The sequence below is a fragment of the Bradyrhizobium denitrificans genome (genome assembly GCF_013179005.1).
GTDB lineage: Bacteria > Pseudomonadota > Alphaproteobacteria > Rhizobiales > Xanthobacteraceae > Bradyrhizobium > Bradyrhizobium denitrificans.
This window is the reverse complement of sequence record NZ_JABFDP010000032.1, coordinates 70654-89813: the sequence shown is the minus strand read 5'-3', so window position 1 is coordinate 89813 and position 19160 is coordinate 70654. Positions and strand designations below refer to the sequence as shown.

Here is a 19160-nt window from a genome sequence, read left to right as displayed (position 1 = left end):
GGATCACCGGATCGTCTTGGTGGATTGGATCTGAGGTGTGCCGTTCGCGGCCTGTGTCAGCGCGCGCCGGATGGCACGGCGGGCCAGCGGGATCTTGAAGCCATTGTGCGCGTGAGCCCCGGCGTCCGCGAGCAGCATATCGGCCGCCCGGTCGAACGCGTCGTCCCCCGGGGCCTGCCCGCGCAGCGCGGCTTCCGCTTCCGCGTTGCGCCAGGGCTTATGGGCGACACCGCCCAGCGCCAGCCTGACCTCGCGGATGCGGCCGCCGTCGAGCTCGAGCGCCGCGGCGACCGAGACCAGCGCAAACGCATAAGAGAGACGATCGCGGATCTTGAGATAGCTATGATTGGTCGCGAAGCCCTGCGCCGGCAGCTCGATCGCCGTGATGATCTCGTCGGCCCGCAGAGTGTTATCGAGATCGGGACGGTCGCCGGGCAGCCGGTGAAAGTCGGCGAAGGCGACCGCACGCTCACTCTGCGCACCGGTCACCTGCACCGTGGCATCCAGCGCCGCCAGCGCCACGCACATGTCGGAGGGATGCGTCGCGATGCAGTCCGGGCTGGCGCCGAGGATCGCGTGATTGCGGTCGAGCCCGCCGATCGCCGAGCAGCCCGCGCCTGGGCTGCGCTTGTTGCAGGGCATGGAGACATCGTAGAAATACGCGCAACGCGTCCGCTGCAGCAGATTGCCGCCGGTCGAGGCCATGTTGCGCAGCTGCGCCGAGGCCCCGGCCAGGATCGCGCTCGCGAGCAGCGGATAGCGGCTCTCGACGATCGGGTGATAGGCCAGCGTGCTGTTCGGCACCAAGGCGCCGATCCGCACCCCGCCAGTGCTCGTCTCCTCCACCACATTCAACGGCAGGCGGCTGATGTCGATCAGCCGCCGCGGCTGCTCGACATGGTACTTCATCAGATCGATCAGATTGGTGCCGCCGGCGATGAACTTCGCATCGGGCGTCTCAGCCTTCAGCTTGACCGCCTCGGCGACGTCGCTCACGCGCGCGTAATCGAAATTGTTCATCGGCCGCCTCCCATGGCCTGCTCGATCGCGCTGATGATGTTCGGATAGGCGCCGCAACGGCAGATGTTGCCGCTCATCAGTTCGCGGATCTCATCCTTGCTGTTCGCCCTGCCCTCGGCGATGAGCCCCGCGGCCGAGCAGATCTGGCCCGGCGTGCAATAGCCGCATTGAAAGGCATCGTGGTCGATGAAGGCCTGCTGCAGCGGATGCAGCTCGTCGCCCTTGGCAAGGCCTTCGATCGTGGTGATCTCGGCACCGTCCTTCATGACCGCCAGCGCCAGGCAGGACAGCACGCGGCGGCCATCGATCAGAACCGTGCAGGCGCCGCATTGACCGTGGTCACAGCCCTTCTTGGTCCCAGTGAGATCCAGGTGATTGCGCAGCAGGTCGAGCAGCGTGGTCCAGGGCGCCACGGACAGCGTACGGCGTTCGCCGTTGATCCGAAGCGTGACGGACAGCGGGGCGGGTTTGGTCAGAGGTGCGACACTCTCGCGCGGCGGGCTCATGCGGGGTCTCCGTTGACGGACCCGCGTCAACCCGCAATGGCGCGATTGGTTCTCAGCAATTTTTGCGCGGCGGACCGCAGCCATTCGCGCGCGCGGCCCGCACCGGAGGCCTTCAGCGGGATGCGTTGTGGATCAAGCGCTTCGCCAGATACACTCAGGCGGCGCGGCCGAGCCAGGCCCGCATCTTCTGGGCCAGGCTGCGCCGGGCGCCGCCATTGGGCTCATCCGCGGCCGCTGAAGCCGTGTCCGGGCGCAGCTCTGCCGCCGCGTCCGCATTCGGCATGTCCGATGGCGCTTCGGCGCTCGCGCGGGCGTCCTCGGCGGCCGGCGCAAGAGAGCCGGGCACCAGCGATTTGATCGCGGCCGCCACCGCCTCGACGCGCGCGAGATCCGCCGGCGCGCGCTCGGTCTCCGGCGTTGCCGGCTGCATGGTCTCCGCTTCGACCTGCAACGGGGCAGGCGTGTCGGGCTGGGCCGGCGCAGGGGGCTCCAGCGGAGGCAGTATCTCGGCTGCGGGTTCGCACGCGATCTCGGGGATCGCCTCGGCCGGCTCTGACGGCGGCCCCGGGACCTGCGACGGCAGAGTAACGCGGCTGCGGCGCTTCTTGGTCGTTGCAGGCTTTTCCGCCGCGACCTTCTCTGCCTGCACCTTCTCTGCCGAAGCTTTTTCGGCCTGCGCCTTTTCGGCCGCGACCTTGGGCTCCAGCGCCGGCTTCGCCTTGGCCTTTCGAATCAGGCCGGCAAGCGCATAGGGGCCAACCGTCTCCAGGAACGTCTTCTCGTGATCGCGCGACAGCCGCTCGACGGCGGCCTCGAGCGGCAGCCAGTCGACGGCGCGAACGTCGTCCATCAGCGGCTGCGTCTGGTCCCCGGACGCCTCCATGCGCCAATAATGCACGACCTTCGAGCGGGTGCCGGTGTCATGAACCAGGGTGCCGAGGAACTCGTGCACGGTCACCTTGTGCCCGGTCTCTTCCAGCACCTCGCGCTTGGCGGCGTCGCGCGGCGTCTCGCCATCATCGAGCTTGCCCTTGGGCAGCACCCATTCGTCGCGCTTGCGCAGGCGCACCACCGCGACCCGCGGCGGTTGCTCCCGCCGCAGCACAATGCCGCCTGCCGCCATGATGGGCGCTCTCGCCATCGCCTCTCCTGTGGCCGGGGATCGCGGGGGCCGCGATCCCGATTCGTGAATTGAGCGCAACCATATAGTGAAGCGCAACGGCGAAATCGAGCGCGGGTGGCGCAGATCTTACATTCCCTCGGCGGCGACGCGCCTGCGCCACAGCGGCTGGCCGGCGCGAATCCGCGCGCCCTCGGCGATCTCAGGGCAGAAGGTGAAGTCGCCGGGCGCGAGCAGGATGATGGTGGAGCCGTGCTCGAACCAGCCGAGTTCGTCGCCCTTGCGCACGACATTGTTGCAGCTGTAGGCGAGCGGCCGCTCGGTCTGCGCGTTCAATACGCGGTCGAGCGCGTGCAGGCGGATGCTGGCGACCAGGATCGCGGCGACCGGCACGATGGTGAACGGCTCGCCTGTCGCGAGATGGGTGCGGATGACGGCGCGCTCGTTCTTGCAGAACAGCCGCTCGACGCGCTTCAGCGCGATCGGATTGACGTTCCAGACATCGCCATGGATCAGGCTGACATGCTCGAGCGTCATGTCCGCTGGCGCGTGAAAGCGATGATACATGCTCGAGGTCAGCCGGATGGTGACGAAGCAGCCATTGCGATGGGTCTCGACCACGGCGGGATCCGCAACGAGGTCGCGCAAGGCGTAAGGGGCGCCCTTGATCTGATAGAGCTCGCCGTCGCGGATCTGGCCATGGGCGCCGATGATGCCGTCGGACGGGCTGGTCACGATCGCGGGATCGGGATCGAACGGCCGCAGGCCTGGCTTCAGCTCGCGGGTGAAGCAGGCATGCAGGCTCTTGAACTCGCTCTCCTTGGCCTCGGAGAGATCGAGATCGGAGAACAGCTTCCACAGCGCGATGGAGGCGTCCTTCACCAGCGGATTCTCGATCTTGGAGAACCAGCCCATGAAGCGGGTCAGCGCGGCGCGCGGCACGCGGTTGGTGAGCAGGAAGTTGAGGTCTTCCTGTTGGGTGAAGGAAGCGATCAGGCTTTTGACTGTCATGAATCTGTCAGCAGGAGTGGTTAGCGCTTTTGGGCATGATGGAAAACGCGATTCCTTATGTAACGTTGGCGGTTGGCGCTGCCGTGACGGCCGCCGTCGCCCCGAAGGTCAAGGCCCGCATCGAGCTGTCGCGTGCCAAGCACCGCTCGCTCGCCGGCCATTCCAAGATGTCGCGCCGGATCTCCAAGCTGATCCCGCGTTATGAGTTCGAAATCGACGACTTCTTCCGCTCCGATGGCGCGCCGGGGGAGATCGCCACTAGACGCCAGGACGGCTTCTTCCGCCTCGGCGCGCTGTTCCAGGAGAAATTCGCCAAGAGCCGCGCGCTCACCGCGGAGGCGGCAAGCCGCATCTCCGACCTGCAATTCACCCAATCCTACCGCGTGCCGTTCCAATACAGCCGGCTGGTCAAGGAGCAACTCGGCGCCGGCTCGTTCATGCAGGCCTCGTCCGGCGTCACGCTGACCGACCTCGACGGCAATCAGTTCTATGACCTCACCGGCTCCTACGGCGTCAACATCTTCGGCTACGACTTCTACAAGGAGTGCATCGCCGCCGCCGAGCGGCGCGCGCAGGCGCTCGGCCCGGTGCTCGGCCTGTATCATCCGGTCGTTGCCGACAATGTGAAGCGGCTGACCGAACTGTCCGGCATGGACGAGGTCTCGTTCCACATGTCCGGCACCGAAGCCGTGATGCAGGCGGTGCGGCTCGCCCGCTACCACACCGGCCGCAGCCACCTGGTGCGCTTCGCCGGCGCCTATCATGGCTGGTGGGGCGACGTGCAGCCCGGCGTCGGCAATCCGATCGCGCCGCACGAGACCTATACGCTGGCCGAAATGTCGGAACGCACGCTGCACGTCCTGCGCACACGGCGCGACATCGCCTGCGTGCTGGTCAATCCGCTGCAAGCGCTGCATCCGAACGGCAACGCACCGGGCGATTCCGCGCTGGTCGATTCCTCCCGCAAGGGCCGCTACGACCGCGAGGCCTACACGGCCTGGCTGAAACAGCTGCGCGAAGTCTGCACCCACAGGGGCATCGTGCTGCTGTTCGACGAGGTGTTCCTCGGCTTCCGGCTCGCCCCGGGCGGCGCCCAGGAATATTTCGGCGTCAAGGCCGACATGGTGACCTACGGCAAGAGCCTCGGCGGCGGCCTGCCGATTGGCGTGGTCTGCGGCAAGAAGGACTATATGCGCCGCTTCCGCGACGACCGGCCGGCCGACATCTGCTTCGCCCGCGGCACCTTCAACTCGCACCCTTACGTGATGACGGCAATGGACGAGTTCCTGAGCCGGCTCGACAGCCCGAACTTCCGCACCATCTATGATGGGCTCGACGAAACCTGGGACGGCCGCGCCGGCGAGCTCAACACTGCCCTGAGCGCGCGCGACCTGCCGGTGCGCGTGTCCAATCTGCAGTCGATCTGGCTGGTCGAGTACACCGTGCCGTCGCGCTACAATTGGATGCTGCAATTCTACCTGCGCGCCGAAGGCCTGGCGCTCAGCTGGGTCGGCACCGGCCGCTTCATCTTCAGCCTGAACTACACCGACGCCGATTTCGCCGAGGTCACCAAGCGCTTCGTCGCGGCGGCGGAGAAGATGAAGCAGGACGGCTGGTGGTGGAACGACGGCACCCTCACCAACAAGGCGATCAAGCGCCAGATCCTGAAAGAGATGGTCGGCGCCGTGGTCGGACGTTGAGGTCGCTCTCTGCCCCGCTTTCGCGGGGCGGTGGCCTACGGCGATCGGCGTTTTGCGCCCGACTGTCTTCACGTCGTCATGGCCGGGCTCGTCCCGGTCATCCACCTTGTTCGGCATCGCGGGATCGACGTGGGTACCCGGGACAAGCCCGGGCATGACGGTATCGCTCTCGAGCCGGACTGCTCGTCGCGACAGCCCCCTCTCCCCGTATGCGATCGCCACGCGCCCTTGCGGGGCATATCGGCCGGCTTGCAGACTCTGACGGGCGGGGGCCGTCGCCTCCGGCGCTCGCATGGCGAGCACAGCAAGCCTGCCGCCTCCCCGGCCCTCCTCCGCAAGCGGAGAAGGGCGTGCACCGCGCTCATCGCGACAGCTTGCGTCCAACATCGAGACATCCCCACAAACACCGATGCCCGGGACCGGCCCGGGCATCGCGCAGTTCAGATCGAGCGCCCGGCTCAGGCGTGCTGCTCTTCGAGATTCTCGCCCATCAGGTGCAGGCCCGGATCGATCAGCTCGCCGCGCAGCAGCGCCAGCGGTGCCGAGCGATACTGCATGAAATCGTTGAACGGGTCGGTGATGATCTTGGTCATCCAGACCAGGCCGGTCTCGACGTCGCGGATGAAGAACAGCTGCACGGTGCGGAAGACGAGGCCGCCGATGCCGATCACGAGCCAGAGCTTGGCGGTCTCGCGGGCGAAATCCATCGCCGTGGTCCAGGGCGACAGCAGGCCGAACAGAGTCGGCTGCAGATACAGCACCACCGGCGCAGCGGCCCAGATCGACATCAGCACGACCTTGCGCTGCAGATTATAGCCGACCTTGATCTCTTCCTTATGCTCGTGGGTCGCCTGATTGACGTGGTCATAACCCTTCGGCTCGAAGAAGAAGTGCCCGGCCTGGCGCGACGTCATCGACACCAGCCAGCCGATCAGCGCCGACATCAGCGGATCGAACACCATCATCACATAGGCGATCAGGAAGCTGAGCGCGCTGACGAAGTGCAAGCTCTGATTGATGCGGCTGTGGTGATAATAGCGATGGTCGTCCCAGCGCTGGATCCGCAGCTGCTCCAGGAAATGCTTGATCATGGTTGCTCCGAAGAATGAGTTGCAGGTCGTGTACAGGGATTCGGTGTAGATCGTGTGACATCATCAAGATGTCACACGATCGGACGCGAGAAAACGTCGAGAACTACCGAGAAGCGCGCGCGCCGCGGAGGGAGGCTGCCGCGCCTCAGGCTGCGGCAGCGAGGTCCTGCTTGCGGAAGCGCACCAGCGAGAAGTGTCCGAGCGGCGGGATCAGGCGGCGCTCGACCAGTTCCATGCGCTGCGCGCCGGCGAGCCAGCGCATGTAGCGCGACCAGCCGAACTCGGCGGTGCGGAAGCCGAGCCGGCGCACCACCGGCTGCAGCGCCTGCTCGATGACCCGGCGCAGGCCGTCATCGGCGCTGACGCGGGTGAGGATGATCAACTCGCCGCCGGGACGCAGCACGCGGGCGAACTCGTCGAGCGCGACTTCCGGATTCGGCACGGCGGTCACGACATATTGCGCCATCACGACATCGAAGGAGTCGTCGGGAAAATCGAGGTTCTCGGCATCCATCACCGCCAGACCCTCGACATTCTTCAGCCGCTGCTCGGCGACGCGGCGCATCGCCTTGCCGAGCATCGCCTCGGAAATGTCGGTGCCGAACACCCGGACATGCGGGGCATAAAGCGGCAGCGAGATGCCGGTGCCGACACCGACCTCGAGCACGCGCCCGCCGAGCTTGTTGGTGGCGCTGATCGCGGCCTTGCGGCCCTTCTCGAACACGCCGCCGAAGACGAGGTCGTAGATCGGCGCCCAGCGGTCATAGGCCTGCTCGACCTGCTCGCGATCGAAATCGAGCTCCTGCGCACCGCGGAGCTTCATGGTTTCTGCCATCGTTACATCTCACTCTGTTTTGCAATTGATGTGGTGACGCGATGTTGGCTATCAGCCGCGCACGGCGCTCTGCCCGACCAGCACCGGCGTGGGACGCACGGCACGGGACGGCTGCAGCACGGCGAGATTGCCGATGAACTGGCGCGCGCTGTTCTCCCAGGAGCGATCCAGCGCGAAGGCACGGCAGGTCTCGCGCGACATGGTCAGGGCCTTGAGGCAGGCGGCGCGCAGGTCCCAGTCGATCGCACCGATCGGATGATCGGCAATGACGTCGAGCGGTCCGGTGACCGGGAACGCCGCTACCGGCGTGCCACAGGCCAGCGATTCGAGCTGCACCACGCCGAAAGTATCGGTCAGGCTCGGAAACACGAAGACGTCGGCGGCCGCCATATGCGCGGTCAGGTCCTTGCCGGTCTTCTCGCCGAGGAAATGCGCCTTCGGAAAACGGCGCTCCAGCTCGGCCTTCTGCGGACCGCCGCCGACCACGACCTTCGAGCCCGGCAGATCGAGCGACAGGAACGCTTCCAGGTTCTTCTCGACCGCGACGCGGCCGACCGTCATGAACACCGGACGCGGCAGGTCGAGCGCGGCCGGCTCGTCCGGATTGAACAGCTTGGTGTCGACGCCGCGGGTCCAGAAGCCGAGCTTCTTGAAGCCGCGCGAGGCCAGGTCCTGCTTCAGCGAATTGGTCGCCACCATGGTCATGGCGGCAGCATCGTGAAAGCGGCGCATCACCCAGTAGCCGACCGCGTCGGGAATGCCGGTGCGCACCGACACATATTCCGGGAAGCGCGTCGTGTAGGACGTCGTGAATGGCAAGCCATGGCGCAGGCAATAGCGGCGCACGGCCCAGCCGATCGTGCCTTCAGTCGCGATATGAATTGCATCGGGCGCTGCGGCCTCGATGCGGCGAGCGATTTCGCTGGACTTGGGAATCGCAAGCCGCAGGCCCGGATAGGTCGGCACGCCGAATGACGGAAACCCCTCCGGCGTGAGGAAGGTGATATCAGCGCCGAGACTCGCGGCCGCGCGCGACAGCGACGTGAGCGTGCGCACCACGCCATTGACCTGCGGGTGCCAGGCGTCGGTTGCGATTAAGATCCGCATAAGTCGATCCGGAAAGTTGCAGCGATTCTGAACATCCGCAAATTCCGACATTCTTATTTCAGGCGTGTGACGTCATCGAACTGTCGAAGGTTCTTTTTGCCGCTCCCGGCCGTTTTCCGCGATGTCCGTGGCCCCCGCGGCGCAGCTGCTGTCGTGAAACCGTCATGAAACAAACGGTTAAGCCGACGAAGCCGTTTTGCACCTGCTACGAAAACGCAACGAAACTTTTCTCCCTTATGAGTTGCAGCATAAGGCGCTGATCAAGCTGCGCCAAAGCTGATGACAGGCGACTGATTTCAAATCCGCTGACCGGCGTAACGGCAGCGGCGCACGCGCGATCAAACAGGGGACATTGATGTTCACCTCAGGCATACTCCGTTCGCATTTCCGCATCCTCGCCGGCGCACTGATGACGGCGACCATCGTGACGGCCACGCCGACACAGGCCGCCTCGCCGGCCCCGCTCCCGTTTCCTTTCCTGCTGCCGCCGGTTGCGAGCTTCGAGCCGCCGGCAGCCGAACCGCAGACTCTCGCGCCCAGCGAGGACGACGCAACAGCTTATGAGTTGCCGGCCCGCCTGCGCCGCCAGGTGGTGAACTACGCGACCCGCGAAGCGCCAGGCACCGTCATCATCGATACGCCCAACACTTATCTGTACTACGTGCTCGGCAACGGCCAGGCGATGCGCTACGGCATCGGCGTCGGCCGTGATGGCTTCACCTGGTCCGGCACCCAATCGGTCACCAGGAAGGCCGAATGGCCGGACTGGACGCCGCCACCGGAAATGATTGCCCGCCAGCCCTATCTGCCGCGTCACATGGCCGGCGGACCGGGCAATCCGCTGGGCGCCCGCGCCATGTATCTCGGCGGCACGATCTATCGCATCCACGGTACCAACCAGCCGGCAACGATCGGCACGCATGTGTCCTCGGGCTGCATCCGTCTGACCAATCAGGACGTCATCGACCTCTATGCGCGCGTCAATGTCGGCGCCAAGGTGATCGTGCTGCCGATGGACCGTCGCGCCGATCTCGGCCGCATCACCCGCTGATCGTCACGCCTGCAATCGTTCACTTCTCATCTTCCCCTTCCTCCCAGACTTGGACCGCCCGGGCCCCGCGCCTCAGGCGGTCTTTTTTTGCGCGCTGGTCTGATGCGCCGTCTGGCGCCGCTTGCGCCATTCACCATCGCGACCGAATGATGGCGGGCAGCGCGTCCGGCTGCCCTGGCGCGCCTGCGTTTGGCCCTGTAAGCTTGGCAACCTTGCATTAACCGCGATCGCGCCGTTGCCGGAGCGCGCCGGGATCGCCACCGCTGGAGTCCGTGGATACGACATGAAGCTTCCGACGCCGCGTCCGGACTGGCAGAACAAGCCGCATCCGCTGGCTCCGAAATCGCAGCCGCCGCTGCGACGCTCGCCGCCGCCGCTGCGAATCATCCTGTTCGGTGCGGCCGGGCTCGCGGCGCTCGTTCTCATCGGCATCATCGTCGCGGAAGTCTTTCTGTTCTCAAGCACCACCCCCGCACCGCCATTGGCCGCGTTGCCGCCATTGCCGCCCGCGACCCGCAACTCGATCATCATGGCGCCGGTGTCGGTCTCGCTCGGCGCCATCCGCGACGCCGCCGAAAAGGCGACGCCGCGCAATTTCTCGGGCAAGGCCGAGAATCCGGTCACGCAGCTGCTGCAGAATGCCGATATCGGCTGGAACGTGTCGCGCGGCGCCATCGCCGCAACCGGTGCCCAGGATACACTGTCGCTCGCGACGCCGCTGTCGGGCCGACTCAACGTCACGGGCTCGTTGTCAGCCAAGACCACCGGGGCCCTGGGAGACGCCATCGGCGGGCTGCTTGGATCGGACGCCGCCAAACAGATCGGGGTCAATATCAAGAACCTCAACGCGACCGCCGACATCAAGGGCAATGTCATGATCGCGATGCGCCCCCGGCTGGCCGCGTCCTGGTATGTCGAGCCCAACTTCGCCGCCCAGGTCAACCTGGGCGATACGGCTTTGACCGTTGCCGGGGCGCGCCTCAACGTGCCGGCGCAGATGAAGCCGATCATCGACAAGAACGTCAATGATCAGCTCGGCGTGCTCAGCGAACGGCTGCGCAAGGACCCGACCCTGCGGCGGAACGCGCAGATCCAATGGGAGCGCGCCTGTCGCTCGGTCCCGCTGCAGGGCACCGCGCCCGGCCTGCCGGCCGTCTGGCTCGAGATCAAGCCGACCCGGGCGCTGGCCGCGCAACCCGTGATCGACGCCAATGCCGTCACGGCCACGATCGGGATCGAAGCCGAAACACGGGTGACGCCGGCGCAGACCAAGCCGGAATGCCCGTTCCCGGAAAAGATCACGATCGTGCCGCCCACGGCCGGCGGCATCAATGTCGCGGTTCCGATCGACGTGCCCTTCACCGAACTCAACAAGCTCGTCGATTCGCAACTCGCCGGGCGGACGTTTCCGGAAGACGGCTCCGGCCCGGTCGCCGTCACCGTGAAGCATGCGACCGTGGTCCCCTCCGGTAACCGGCTGCTGATCTCGCTCCAGGTCAAGGGCAAGGAGAAGGAAAGCTTCTTCGGGTTCGGGGCCGAGGCGACCGTCCATATCTGGGGCCGCCCGATGGTCGACCAGGCGCAGCAGATCCTGCGCCTGTCCGACCTGCAGCTGGCTGTGGAATCGGATGCGGCCTTCGGCCTGCTCGGCGCCGCCGCGCGCGCTGCGGTCCCGCATCTGCAGCGTGCCTTGCTGGAGCGCTCGGTGATCGATCTCAAGCCGTTCGCCGACAATCTTCGTGAGAAGGTCGCCGCCGCGATGGCCGAACTGCACAAGAACGAGAACGGCGTCAGGGTCGATACCGACATCAACAATCTCGCTTTGACCGACATTGCCTTCGACGCCACAACGCTGCGCGTCATCGGCTCGGCCGAAGGGACGATGACGGTGCGTGTCAACGCGCTGCCAGGGCTGTGAGCTGAAACCTTTCGCAACGGTCCCATGCGCGGCCTCGCTTTGCAGGACGCAGTCAAGACAGCTAGAACTGCGCCCGCCAACAACAACAATCTCGGGAGAGAAACATGAAACCTTCGGCGCAAGCCGTCGCCGCAGCCCTCGCGCTCGCGGCCCTCTGCGGAACCGCTCAGGCCCAGACGATCTCGGACGATGTCGTCAAGATCGGCGTGCTCACCGACATGTCCAGCCTCTATGCGGACGCGACCGGCAAGGGCTCGCTGGTGGCCGTGCAGATGGCGGTCGAGGATTATGGCGGCAAGGTCAAGGGCAAGAAGGTCGAAGTCGTCTCGGCCGATCACCAGAACAAGCCGGATGTCGGCGTCAACATCGCCCGCAACTGGTATGACAATGAGAAGGTCGATGCCATCTTCGACGTGCCAACCTCCTCGGTCGCGCTGCCGATCTCGGCGCTGACCCGCGAGAAGAACAAGATCCACATCAATTCCGGCGGCGGTTCATCCGACATCACCGGCAGCCAATGCTCGCCCAACACGGTGCACTGGACCTATGACACCTACGCGCTGTCGAACGTGGCGGGCAAGGCGATGGTCAAGCGCGGCGAGGACACCTGGTTCTTCATCACCGCCGATTACGCGTTCGGCCAGGCTCTGGAGCGTGACGCCGCCAATGTCGTGAAGGAGGCCGGGGGCAAGGTGCTCGGCGACGTGCGCCATCCGCTGAACTCGTCGGACTTCTCCTCCTTCGTGCTGCAGGCCCAGGCGTCCAAGGCCAAGGTGGTGGGTCTCGCCAACGCCGGCGGCGATACGCAGAACGCGCTCAAGCAGGCGGCAGAATTCGGCCTGGCGCAGAGCGGCCAGAAGATGATCGCGCTCTTGATGGAGATCACCGACGTTCACTCCCTCGGCATCAAATCGACCGCCGGACTGATCGTCACCGATGCGTTCTATTGGGACATGAACGACGAGACCCGCGCCTTCTCCAAGCGCTTCAACGACAAGGTCGGGCACATGCCGACCATGATCCAGGCCGGGCTCTATTCGGCGACGATGCATTACCTCAAGGCGATCGAGGCCATCGGCACCGACGAGGCGCCGAAGGTGATGGAGCAGATGCGCGCGACTCCGGTAAACGATTTCTTCGCCAAGAACGGCAAGATCCGCATCGACGGCCGCATGGTGCACGACATGTATCTGTTCGAGGTCAAGAAGCCGGAGGAGTCGAAGGGCGACTGGGACCTCTACAAGCTGATCGCGACCGTGCCGGGCGACGAGGCGTTCCGTCCGCTCGACAAAGGCGGCTGCCCGCTGGTGAAGTGAATGGGAGCATGATCCGGAAAAGTGGAAACCGGTTTTCCGAAAAGATCATGCTCAAACAAAGAGATAAGATCAGGATGCGGTTCTGTTGAAACGCATCATGGTCATCTCGGACGACGGCCTGCCAACTCATTCCTGACAGCGCGCCTGGCCAAGCCTGGCGCGTTGCTTTTTTGAAGCATTCCAAGCCGCCCCCGAGCACCGCGACCAACGCAAGCCGTGCTGCCCACGGTAGCCTGATGCATCAACCGTCGGCAACGACCTGAAGCCACGGTTGGCGCGCTTCTTCACCCTGAGCTTGACGGGCCCTGATGAAAGCAGCAACAGGTAGGAGAGACGTTTCACTGGCTTGCCTGACGTTGCCGCCAGGAAACATTACGTAACAAAATTCTTCGCAAAACGCCGCGATTCTAGGTCAATTGACGGTATGGCCCAGACACAACCACACATCCTTGTCGTCGAGGACGACCGCGAAACGCGGACGCTGATCGCGAAATATCTGCGCAACAATTCCTGCAATGTCACGACCGCGACCGACGGCCGCGAGATGACCCGCATCATGGGCGATCACCGGATCGACCTGTTGATCCTCGACGTGATGTTGCCGGGCGAGGACGGCCTGACCCTCTGCCGCAAGCTACGCGCCGAATCGCAGGTGCCGATCATCATGCTCACTGCGCGGGGCGAGGATGTCGACCGCATTCTCGGGCTGGAAATGGGCGCTGACGACTATCTGCCGAAGCCGTTCAATCCGCGCGAGCTACTCGCCCGGATCAATGCCGTGCTGCGCCGGCAGGCCGCCGCGATGACCGCAAGCGCAACCGAGGGCGCGACCGCGCTGAGCTTCCTCGGCTGGCGGATCGATTTCCGGCTGCGCGAGCTGCGCAATCCCGAAGGCGCACGCGTCGCCATGACCAGCGCCGAGTTCGATCTGTTGCGCACCTTCTGCGAACGGCCGGGCCGCGTGCTGTCGCGCGACAGCCTGCTCGACCTGACGCAGGGCCGCAGCGCCGGCTCGTTCGAGCGCTCCATCGACGTGCTGGTCAGCCGCATCCGCCGCAAGATCGAGCCGGATCCGCAGGAGGCCACCATGATCAAGACGGTGCGGTCCGGCGGCTACATGTTCACGCCTGTCGTCGAGGTGGTGACGGCGCCGCAGAACCACTGACCGCTCGGATCGGATGATGGCGGATGATGTCGTTCGGCTTTCTCAACCTGAAGGGCATCCGTGGCCAGATCACGGCTCTGGTGGCGATCTCGATCGTTGCGCTGCATGCGATCATCACCGCAACATTCCTGATCTATCGGGCAGAGCAGCCCGAGGGTGAGAGCGAGGCAGGTCCGTTCCAGCTTGCGACCGCCATCCGCATTCTCGGTCGGGCCCCCGCCGACGACCGCCCACGGCTGATGGCCGATATCGTTCGTGCCTATCCCGAGTTCGACATCAAACCTCATTCCGGTCCGCTACCGACCGAACCCGGACGAGCGCCCGAGCCAGGCGCGGAAGGCGCGCCGAGCGCGGGCGGACCAGGCTTCGAACCCCACCACGGACCTGACGGCAGACCTCCCGGACCCGGCGGCTTTCGCGGCCTCGGCCCCGGCTACCGGATCTTCATGTCGCCACCCGGATCGGGCACGCGGCGTGTCGTCGTCGCACTGCCCGACGGTGACCTGATCACGGCCAAGACTCCTGACCGGCCGCGGCGGCCACCGTTCTGGGGCGCTCCATGGTTGACGACCATCCTGTTCGCACTGATCAGCACGACCTTGCTCGGCCTCTGGGCCGCGCGCGCGCTGACATCGCCGCTGTCGAGCTTCGCAAGGGCCGCGGAGAATTTCAGCCTCGATGGTGATGCGCCCGCGCTGCCCGAACGCGGGCCGGAAGAAATCCGTTCATTGGCGCGCGCGCTGAACCGGATGCGGCAGCGTATCACCGCGCTGATGAACGACCGGACCAAGATGCTCGCGGCGATCAGCCATGATCTGCGCACGCCCCTGACCCGGATGCGTTTGCGCTGCGAGTTCGTCGAGGATGAGCTGCAGCGCAGCCGCATGCTGGCCGACCTCGACCAGATGCATACAATGCTGGGATCGGTGCTGTCGTTCCTGCGCAACGGCCGCAAGCTCGAGCCGATGACGCTGGTCGATATCGCCAGCATCCTGCAACTCGTCGCCGATCAGTTCGCCGATGTCGGCCATCAGGTCAGCTATGTCGGTCCGATCCACGCCATGGCCACCGTGCGGCCTGACGATCTGATGCGCTCGGTCACGAACCTGGTCGAGAACGCCGCGAAATATGGCAAGGAGATCGTGATCAGGCTGACGGTCTCGGGCAATCGCCTGACCATCGACGTCGAGGATGACGGCCCGGGCATCGCGGATGCCCTCAAGCCGGATATGCTCGAACCCTTCGTGCGCGGCGACGATGCCCGCAACATGGACGAGGCCACCGGCTTCGGGCTCGGACTGTCGATCGCCAAGGCGATCGTTCAGGCCCATGGCGGCGAGTTGTCACTGCACGACCGACACCCCTGCGGACTGATCGCACGCATCGAGCTGCCGCTGAGCCGCAGCAGCCTGCGCCCTGCAGCCTGACATGCGCGAACGCGCCCGGATGAACCGGGCGCGCCGCGACACAGCGTATCGCTCGCTGTTCTCTTACTCCGAGTACTTGAACTCGGGCATCGACTTCAGCTGGTCCTTGGTCGCGTTGATCATCGCGTGGTCGGGATACCAGCGGTTCTTCGAAGAGCTCATCGACGAGGACGACGTACCGGTGGCAGCCCCCGTCGTCGTGGTCGCCGGCGGCGTGGTCGAGGAGGTCGTGCCGGATGCCGGAGCGTTGGAGGCGGTGTTGGACTGCACCGGCTGATCCGAGAACTTCACCTGGTCGAACGAGACCGCGACGAGGTGCTCGCCCATGCCGAGAAAGCCGCCGACGCCGATCACGACGCCCTTGACGTTGCCGCTCTTGTCGACGAGCAGGTCGTCAATCGAGCCGACATTCTCGTTGTTGTTGTTGTAGACTTTCACGCCCACCAGCTTGGAGCTGCGCCAATCGCCCTGGTACGACGCCGCCGTGGTATTGGCGGTGGTCGTGGTGCTGGTCGTGGTGGTGGTGCTCTCCGCAGCAAAGGCCGCGGTCGCGAGCAGCAGGGAACCGGCCAGGCCGGCCGCAACAGTCTTCATCATCATGTGGTGTCTCCTCTCAGTGAATGGTGACGAGAGAACTGCAGCGGACAGTCACCGTTCCGCGGGAACTCCGATTTCGTCATGCTGCGCGACAAGCGGTCTCAGTGCAGCGCCGAACTGTGCCTGAGTGACGGTTCCGGCAAATCGCATCAAGACGCCCGCGATGTCGTCGCGTGTCGCGCCCGGATCTGCCGAGACATCAGTGCAGGCTTGCGGATATCAACGCGGATGGCCGGACGGCTCAAGCCGTCCGGCCGCATCCATCGATCCGCGAGATTGAGTGATGTGCGCCCGCCGCGACAAAAGGCAGCGAGCTCGCTGGGCCTGATTAGGCGGCCAGCGCGTCGTCCTGATCGACGGCCTCGGCATAGAACGCGATGGTCTCATAGCGATAGTCGCAGAGGCGGCAATGCCAGAGAAAGGCGGTGCGCCGCCCATCCTTTTCGACCCAGGACGGCAGCGCGATCGGCTCGCCGCATTGGGCGCAGGGATTGTTGCGCGGCAGGTCCAGGACGCGGATGTCGGCCTGCCTGTTGTTGCTGAAACGATCGGCGGTGGTGTCGGTTGCCTTCACGGCCATGACGCGCTCCCTCTCTGTTCAGTTTCTTGAATGAGTCAGGCTTGCTGTCGAACGGACACGGTCATGATAGTCGAGCACTGCCTGATTTGCACGCGCCGAGATGCCGCGCGACATCGGACCTCACGTGAAGATCATCAGGATTGAATCAATTCCTGCCGGAATCGACCGACGGTTCCGCGGTGTGACGGGCGCCCGCTTTGCGCAGATGAATGGTGGCGATATCATCGGCATAGACTTTTTGCCAGCCATCGACATGGTCGAGCAGCTTGGTCGCCGCGCTCTGGGTGCGCAGCAAGGTCGCCTCGATGTCGTAGTCCTTGAGCAGCCGGAACAGATTGTCCGGCTCCATCAGGCCTGATGCGGCGTTGTGATCGACGAAGAACGTCTCGCCATAGAGCTCGGTGCGGCCGTCGATGAACGGAGCTATTCCGGTCGAGATCAGATAACCGCCGAAATCATAGTCGTTCAGCACGCGCGTCAGATTGAGCTTCTTGAGCTCGGTCACGGCCGCCACCGGCGTGCCGCGCATGTTCGGCGCGAAGGTCAGGACCGACAAGGACGCCAATGTGCCGGCGCCGAGCGCGAGCACCACGGCCGATGTCAGCGCTGCCCGCGCCCCCGCGGGGACGGCGGGCAACGGGTCCAACTGCCGCGCCAGCGGCGCGGCGATCACCAGCGGTCCGGCCAACGCCAGGATCTCGGCAGCGCGCGCCTGGGCCAGCGCCATGTGCAGCAGGCCGAGCAGCATCAGGATGCGGACCGGTGGCAGCTTGAGCCCATGATATAGCGCAAAGCCGATTGCCAGCAGCAGGCAGATCTCGAACGGCCCGAGGCCCTGGAAGTCCGCCGCCTTCCATTCGACGATCAGCGGCAGTGCCTGACCGAGCGACAGGATCTTCTGCGCCGCGAGCAGCGCGTTCCAGCCATAGGGCGTGCAGCAGCTCGCGGCCACAGCGAGCGCGGCGAACGCCATCCAGCGCAATGCCAGCGCGCGGCGAAGCGGCGGCTCGGCATTGACAACCGCATCAAGCGCAGCGGGCGCCATGAAGAACAGGCCGAACACGAAGCCGCCGTGAAGATTGGCCCACAGCGCGATCAGGAGCACCAGCGCCAGAGGCGGCGCCGCCTTGCGATCGGCGGCGTCGATCAATCCCGCCATCCAGGCCACCAGGATCGGAAACGCCAGCACATGCGGCCGCGCCAGCAGATGCGGAAGGCAGAGCAGGAACGCGGCGACGACGAACACCAGCATCGTGCTGTCGCGCAGATGCCGGCCGAGGGCACGCGCGAACAGTGCGAAGGCCAGCGCGATCGCCGACGCCGCCAGCACCACCGGGCCGGTCCAGCCGGCGAGCCGGTAGGCCGCGGCATAGCCGACCTGCGCCAGCCATTGCGTCGAGATCCAGGGCGCGCCGCGCATGGTGAAGGAGTAGACGTCCACCTCGGGCACCGCGCGGTGATCGAGGATCCATTGCCCCACGGTGATCTGCCACAGCGTGTCCGGATCGTTGAGCAGACGGTTGCCGGAGATCAGCAGCAGCGCATAGACGCCGGCGCCGACCCACAGCGGCAACAGCGCGCGTGACGGCCGGATGGTCGCTTCGGTGTGGGTGACGGACAGCGTCATCGCGGCATGGACCTGGCTCGGAGCTTTCGGCCAGCCAAGCACGCCCCGTCTAATTCGGAGTAAACCGTGGCGCTGCGGCCGCCGACAGTCCCGCCCCAATTCTGCCACATTATCGCCCGGCGATCGCGCCAATTACGGTGCGTAAAGTGTTAAACGTGTGCCGGGGGGCTGCTTGGCACGCGCGTGGTTCCCGGGGGATCCTGACACATGAAACGTCTCGTGCTGACGGCCTGGATCGCAGGCCTTGCGATGGCCGGCCACCTGCCGGCGGCCATGGCTGCCGAAGATTTGGCTGCCGAGGATGCGGCCCCCGCTTCGGCGGCGAAGGCCAAGATCGGCAAGACGGGCGCGAAGGCCAGCACGGCCGTCAGGCTGGCCCATGTCCGCCCGGACGGGATCAAGGAGCTCGCCGCGCACAGCGCCGTCACCAAGGCCGCGCGCGAAGTCGAGGCCATCGAAGCGGTGAGCGGCGCCGACAATTCGCAGCCGGTCGACGCCAATGCGGCCGCGCCGGCCGCCGAGGCCGAGGCGGTGCCGGTCGACACCCCGGCGGCCGAGCCCCGCGAGACCGATCGCAAGGCGGCGGACGTCAAGCCCAAGCACATGAACACCGGCCATCCGCATATCGATGCGCTGGTCGCCGTCCACGCCGCCGCCAACGACGTTCCCGAGGCGCTGATCCACCGCGTGATCGTGCGCGAGAGCAAATATCAAAAGGACCTGGTCGGCCGTTGCGGCTGCATCGGCCTGATGCAGATCAAGCTCGGCACCGCGCGCGGCCTCGGCTACACCGGCGACGCGGCCGGCCTGCACGATCCGAACACCAACCTCACCTATGGCGTGAAATACCTCGCTGGCGCCTATCGCGCCGCCCGCGGCGATCACGACCGCGCCGTGGCCTATTTCGCCAAGGGCTATTATGAGGAGGCCAAGCGGCAGCGTCTCGCCGATGCGCGGCCATTCGCCCGGCCCGAGCGCGTCGCCGCCCCGCTCGACATCACGCCGAAAATCACCCCTGTCCGTCACGCCCGCGCGCATTGAACGCAATAGGTTCCTCGGCGATCGGACCTGTCTTTCCGTGACACTCCG

At 65.6% G+C, this 19160-nt stretch carries 17 protein-coding genes; 7 read left to right on the top strand and 10 right to left on the bottom strand.

What is annotated here, in order from left to right; translation table 11 throughout:
• Positions 1-3: 3 nt before the first annotated feature.
• The 4 genes from HL671_RS30570 to asd form a co-directional block, all read right to left on the bottom strand.
• Positions 4-1020: an FAD binding domain-containing protein gene (locus HL671_RS30570; RefSeq protein WP_172241528.1), complete on the bottom strand. Its 1017-nt coding sequence runs from the start codon at positions 1018-1020 to the stop codon at positions 4-6.
• A complete protein-coding gene (locus tag HL671_RS30565; RefSeq protein WP_172241525.1) occupies positions 1017-1526 on the bottom strand; it encodes a (2Fe-2S)-binding protein in 510 nt (169 codons plus the stop codon). The genes HL671_RS30570 and HL671_RS30565 overlap by 4 nt, the downstream gene beginning before the upstream one ends.
• A gap of 154 nt (positions 1527-1680) precedes the next feature.
• Complete coding sequence (locus tag HL671_RS30560; RefSeq protein ID WP_172241522.1) at positions 1681-2667, bottom strand: NUDIX hydrolase; 987 nt, start codon at positions 2665-2667, stop codon at positions 1681-1683.
• A gap of 108 nt (positions 2668-2775) precedes the next feature.
• Positions 2776-3657 (bottom strand): archaetidylserine decarboxylase, encoded by an 882-nt coding sequence (gene asd / locus HL671_RS30555; RefSeq protein ID WP_012046080.1) that lies wholly within the window; start codon positions 3655-3657, stop codon positions 2776-2778.
• Between the two features lie 35 nt (positions 3658-3692).
• Here asd and HL671_RS30550 point away from each other — a divergent pair, with 35 nt between their 5' ends.
• Positions 3693-5357 (top strand): aminotransferase class III-fold pyridoxal phosphate-dependent enzyme, encoded by a 1665-nt coding sequence (locus tag HL671_RS30550; protein ID WP_374050120.1) that lies wholly within the window; start codon positions 3693-3695, stop codon positions 5355-5357.
• 458 nt (positions 5358-5815) lie between these two features.
• Here the strand turns inward: HL671_RS30550 and HL671_RS30545 are convergent, their stop codons facing one another.
• From HL671_RS30545 to HL671_RS30535, 3 genes are all read right to left on the bottom strand, one after another.
• Complete coding sequence (locus HL671_RS30545; RefSeq protein ID WP_172241518.1) at positions 5816-6448, bottom strand: hypothetical protein; 633 nt, start codon at positions 6446-6448, stop codon at positions 5816-5818.
• A gap of 145 nt (positions 6449-6593) precedes the next feature.
• Positions 6594-7283: a class I SAM-dependent methyltransferase gene (locus HL671_RS30540; protein WP_085972643.1), complete on the bottom strand. Its 690-nt coding sequence runs from the start codon at positions 7281-7283 to the stop codon at positions 6594-6596.
• Between the two features lie 51 nt (positions 7284-7334).
• Positions 7335-8390, bottom strand: coding sequence for a glycosyltransferase family 4 protein (locus HL671_RS30535; protein ID WP_172241515.1), 1056 nt, complete (start codon positions 8388-8390; stop codon positions 7335-7337).
• Positions 8391-8745: 355 nt separating this feature from the next.
• Between HL671_RS30535 and HL671_RS30530 the strand changes: the two genes are divergently transcribed.
• From HL671_RS30530 to HL671_RS30510, 5 genes are all read left to right on the top strand, one after another.
• Complete coding sequence (locus tag HL671_RS30530; protein WP_172241512.1) at positions 8746-9441, top strand: L,D-transpeptidase; 696 nt, start codon at positions 8746-8748, stop codon at positions 9439-9441.
• A gap of 283 nt (positions 9442-9724) precedes the next feature.
• Entirely contained in the window at positions 9725-11359 is a 1635-nt protein-coding gene (locus HL671_RS30525; protein ID WP_012046086.1) for a DUF4403 family protein, read from the top strand.
• A gap of 104 nt (positions 11360-11463) precedes the next feature.
• A complete protein-coding gene (locus HL671_RS30520; protein WP_012046087.1) occupies positions 11464-12675 on the top strand; it encodes an ABC transporter substrate-binding protein in 1212 nt (403 codons plus the stop codon).
• 424 nt (positions 12676-13099) lie between these two features.
• Entirely contained in the window at positions 13100-13840 is a 741-nt protein-coding gene (locus tag HL671_RS30515; RefSeq protein WP_012046088.1) for a response regulator, read from the top strand.
• 23 nt (positions 13841-13863) lie between these two features.
• A complete protein-coding gene (locus tag HL671_RS30510; protein WP_172241509.1) occupies positions 13864-15267 on the top strand; it encodes an ATP-binding protein in 1404 nt (467 codons plus the stop codon).
• Between the two features lie 63 nt (positions 15268-15330).
• On the opposite strand, the gene HL671_RS30505 is transcribed toward HL671_RS30510, so the two are convergent.
• From HL671_RS30505 to HL671_RS30495, 3 genes are all read right to left on the bottom strand, one after another.
• A complete protein-coding gene (locus HL671_RS30505; protein ID WP_012046090.1) occupies positions 15331-15867 on the bottom strand; it encodes a PRC-barrel domain-containing protein in 537 nt (178 codons plus the stop codon).
• 325 nt (positions 15868-16192) lie between these two features.
• Positions 16193-16444 (bottom strand): hypothetical protein, encoded by a 252-nt coding sequence (locus tag HL671_RS30500; protein ID WP_172241506.1) that lies wholly within the window; start codon positions 16442-16444, stop codon positions 16193-16195.
• Positions 16445-16589: 145 nt separating this feature from the next.
• Positions 16590-18071: a hypothetical protein gene (locus HL671_RS30495; RefSeq protein ID WP_172241503.1), complete on the bottom strand. Its 1482-nt coding sequence runs from the start codon at positions 18069-18071 to the stop codon at positions 16590-16592.
• A 207-nt stretch (positions 18072-18278) separates the two neighbouring features.
• Between HL671_RS30495 and HL671_RS30490 the strand changes: the two genes are divergently transcribed.
• Entirely contained in the window at positions 18279-19112 is an 834-nt protein-coding gene (locus HL671_RS30490; RefSeq protein WP_172241500.1) for a lytic transglycosylase domain-containing protein, read from the top strand.
• Positions 19113-19160: the final 48 nt, after the last annotated feature.

Coding starts and splice junctions, on each gene's coding strand:
- HL671_RS30570 (WP_172241528.1), bottom strand. CDS start 1,020: ATGAACAATTTCGATTACGCGCGCGTGAGCGACGTCGCCGAGGCGGTC.
- HL671_RS30565 (WP_172241525.1), bottom strand. CDS start 1,526: ATGAGCCCGCCGCGCGAGAGTGTCGCACCTCTGACCAAACCCGCCCCG.
- HL671_RS30560 (WP_172241522.1), bottom strand. CDS start 2,667: ATGGCGAGAGCGCCCATCATGGCGGCAGGCGGCATTGTGCTGCGGCGG.
- asd (WP_012046080.1), bottom strand. CDS start 3,657: ATGACAGTCAAAAGCCTGATCGCTTCCTTCACCCAACAGGAAGACCTC.
- HL671_RS30550 (WP_374050120.1), top strand. CDS start 3,693: ATGATGGAAAACGCGATTCCTTATGTAACGTTGGCGGTTGGCGCTGCC.
- HL671_RS30545 (WP_172241518.1), bottom strand. CDS start 6,448: ATGATCAAGCATTTCCTGGAGCAGCTGCGGATCCAGCGCTGGGACGAC.
- HL671_RS30540 (WP_085972643.1), bottom strand. CDS start 7,283: ATGGCAGAAACCATGAAGCTCCGCGGTGCGCAGGAGCTCGATTTCGAT.
- HL671_RS30535 (WP_172241515.1), bottom strand. CDS start 8,390: ATGCGGATCTTAATCGCAACCGACGCCTGGCACCCGCAGGTCAATGGC.
- HL671_RS30530 (WP_172241512.1), top strand. CDS start 8,746: ATGTTCACCTCAGGCATACTCCGTTCGCATTTCCGCATCCTCGCCGGC.
- HL671_RS30525 (WP_012046086.1), top strand. CDS start 9,725: ATGAAGCTTCCGACGCCGCGTCCGGACTGGCAGAACAAGCCGCATCCG.
- HL671_RS30520 (WP_012046087.1), top strand. CDS start 11,464: ATGAAACCTTCGGCGCAAGCCGTCGCCGCAGCCCTCGCGCTCGCGGCC.
- HL671_RS30515 (WP_012046088.1), top strand. CDS start 13,100: ATGGCCCAGACACAACCACACATCCTTGTCGTCGAGGACGACCGCGAA.
- HL671_RS30510 (WP_172241509.1), top strand. CDS start 13,864: ATGATGTCGTTCGGCTTTCTCAACCTGAAGGGCATCCGTGGCCAGATC.
- HL671_RS30505 (WP_012046090.1), bottom strand. CDS start 15,867: ATGATGATGAAGACTGTTGCGGCCGGCCTGGCCGGTTCCCTGCTGCTC.
- HL671_RS30500 (WP_172241506.1), bottom strand. CDS start 16,444: ATGGCCGTGAAGGCAACCGACACCACCGCCGATCGTTTCAGCAACAAC.
- HL671_RS30495 (WP_172241503.1), bottom strand. CDS start 18,071: ATGACGCTGTCCGTCACCCACACCGAAGCGACCATCCGGCCGTCACGC.
- HL671_RS30490 (WP_172241500.1), top strand. CDS start 18,279: ATGAAACGTCTCGTGCTGACGGCCTGGATCGCAGGCCTTGCGATGGCC.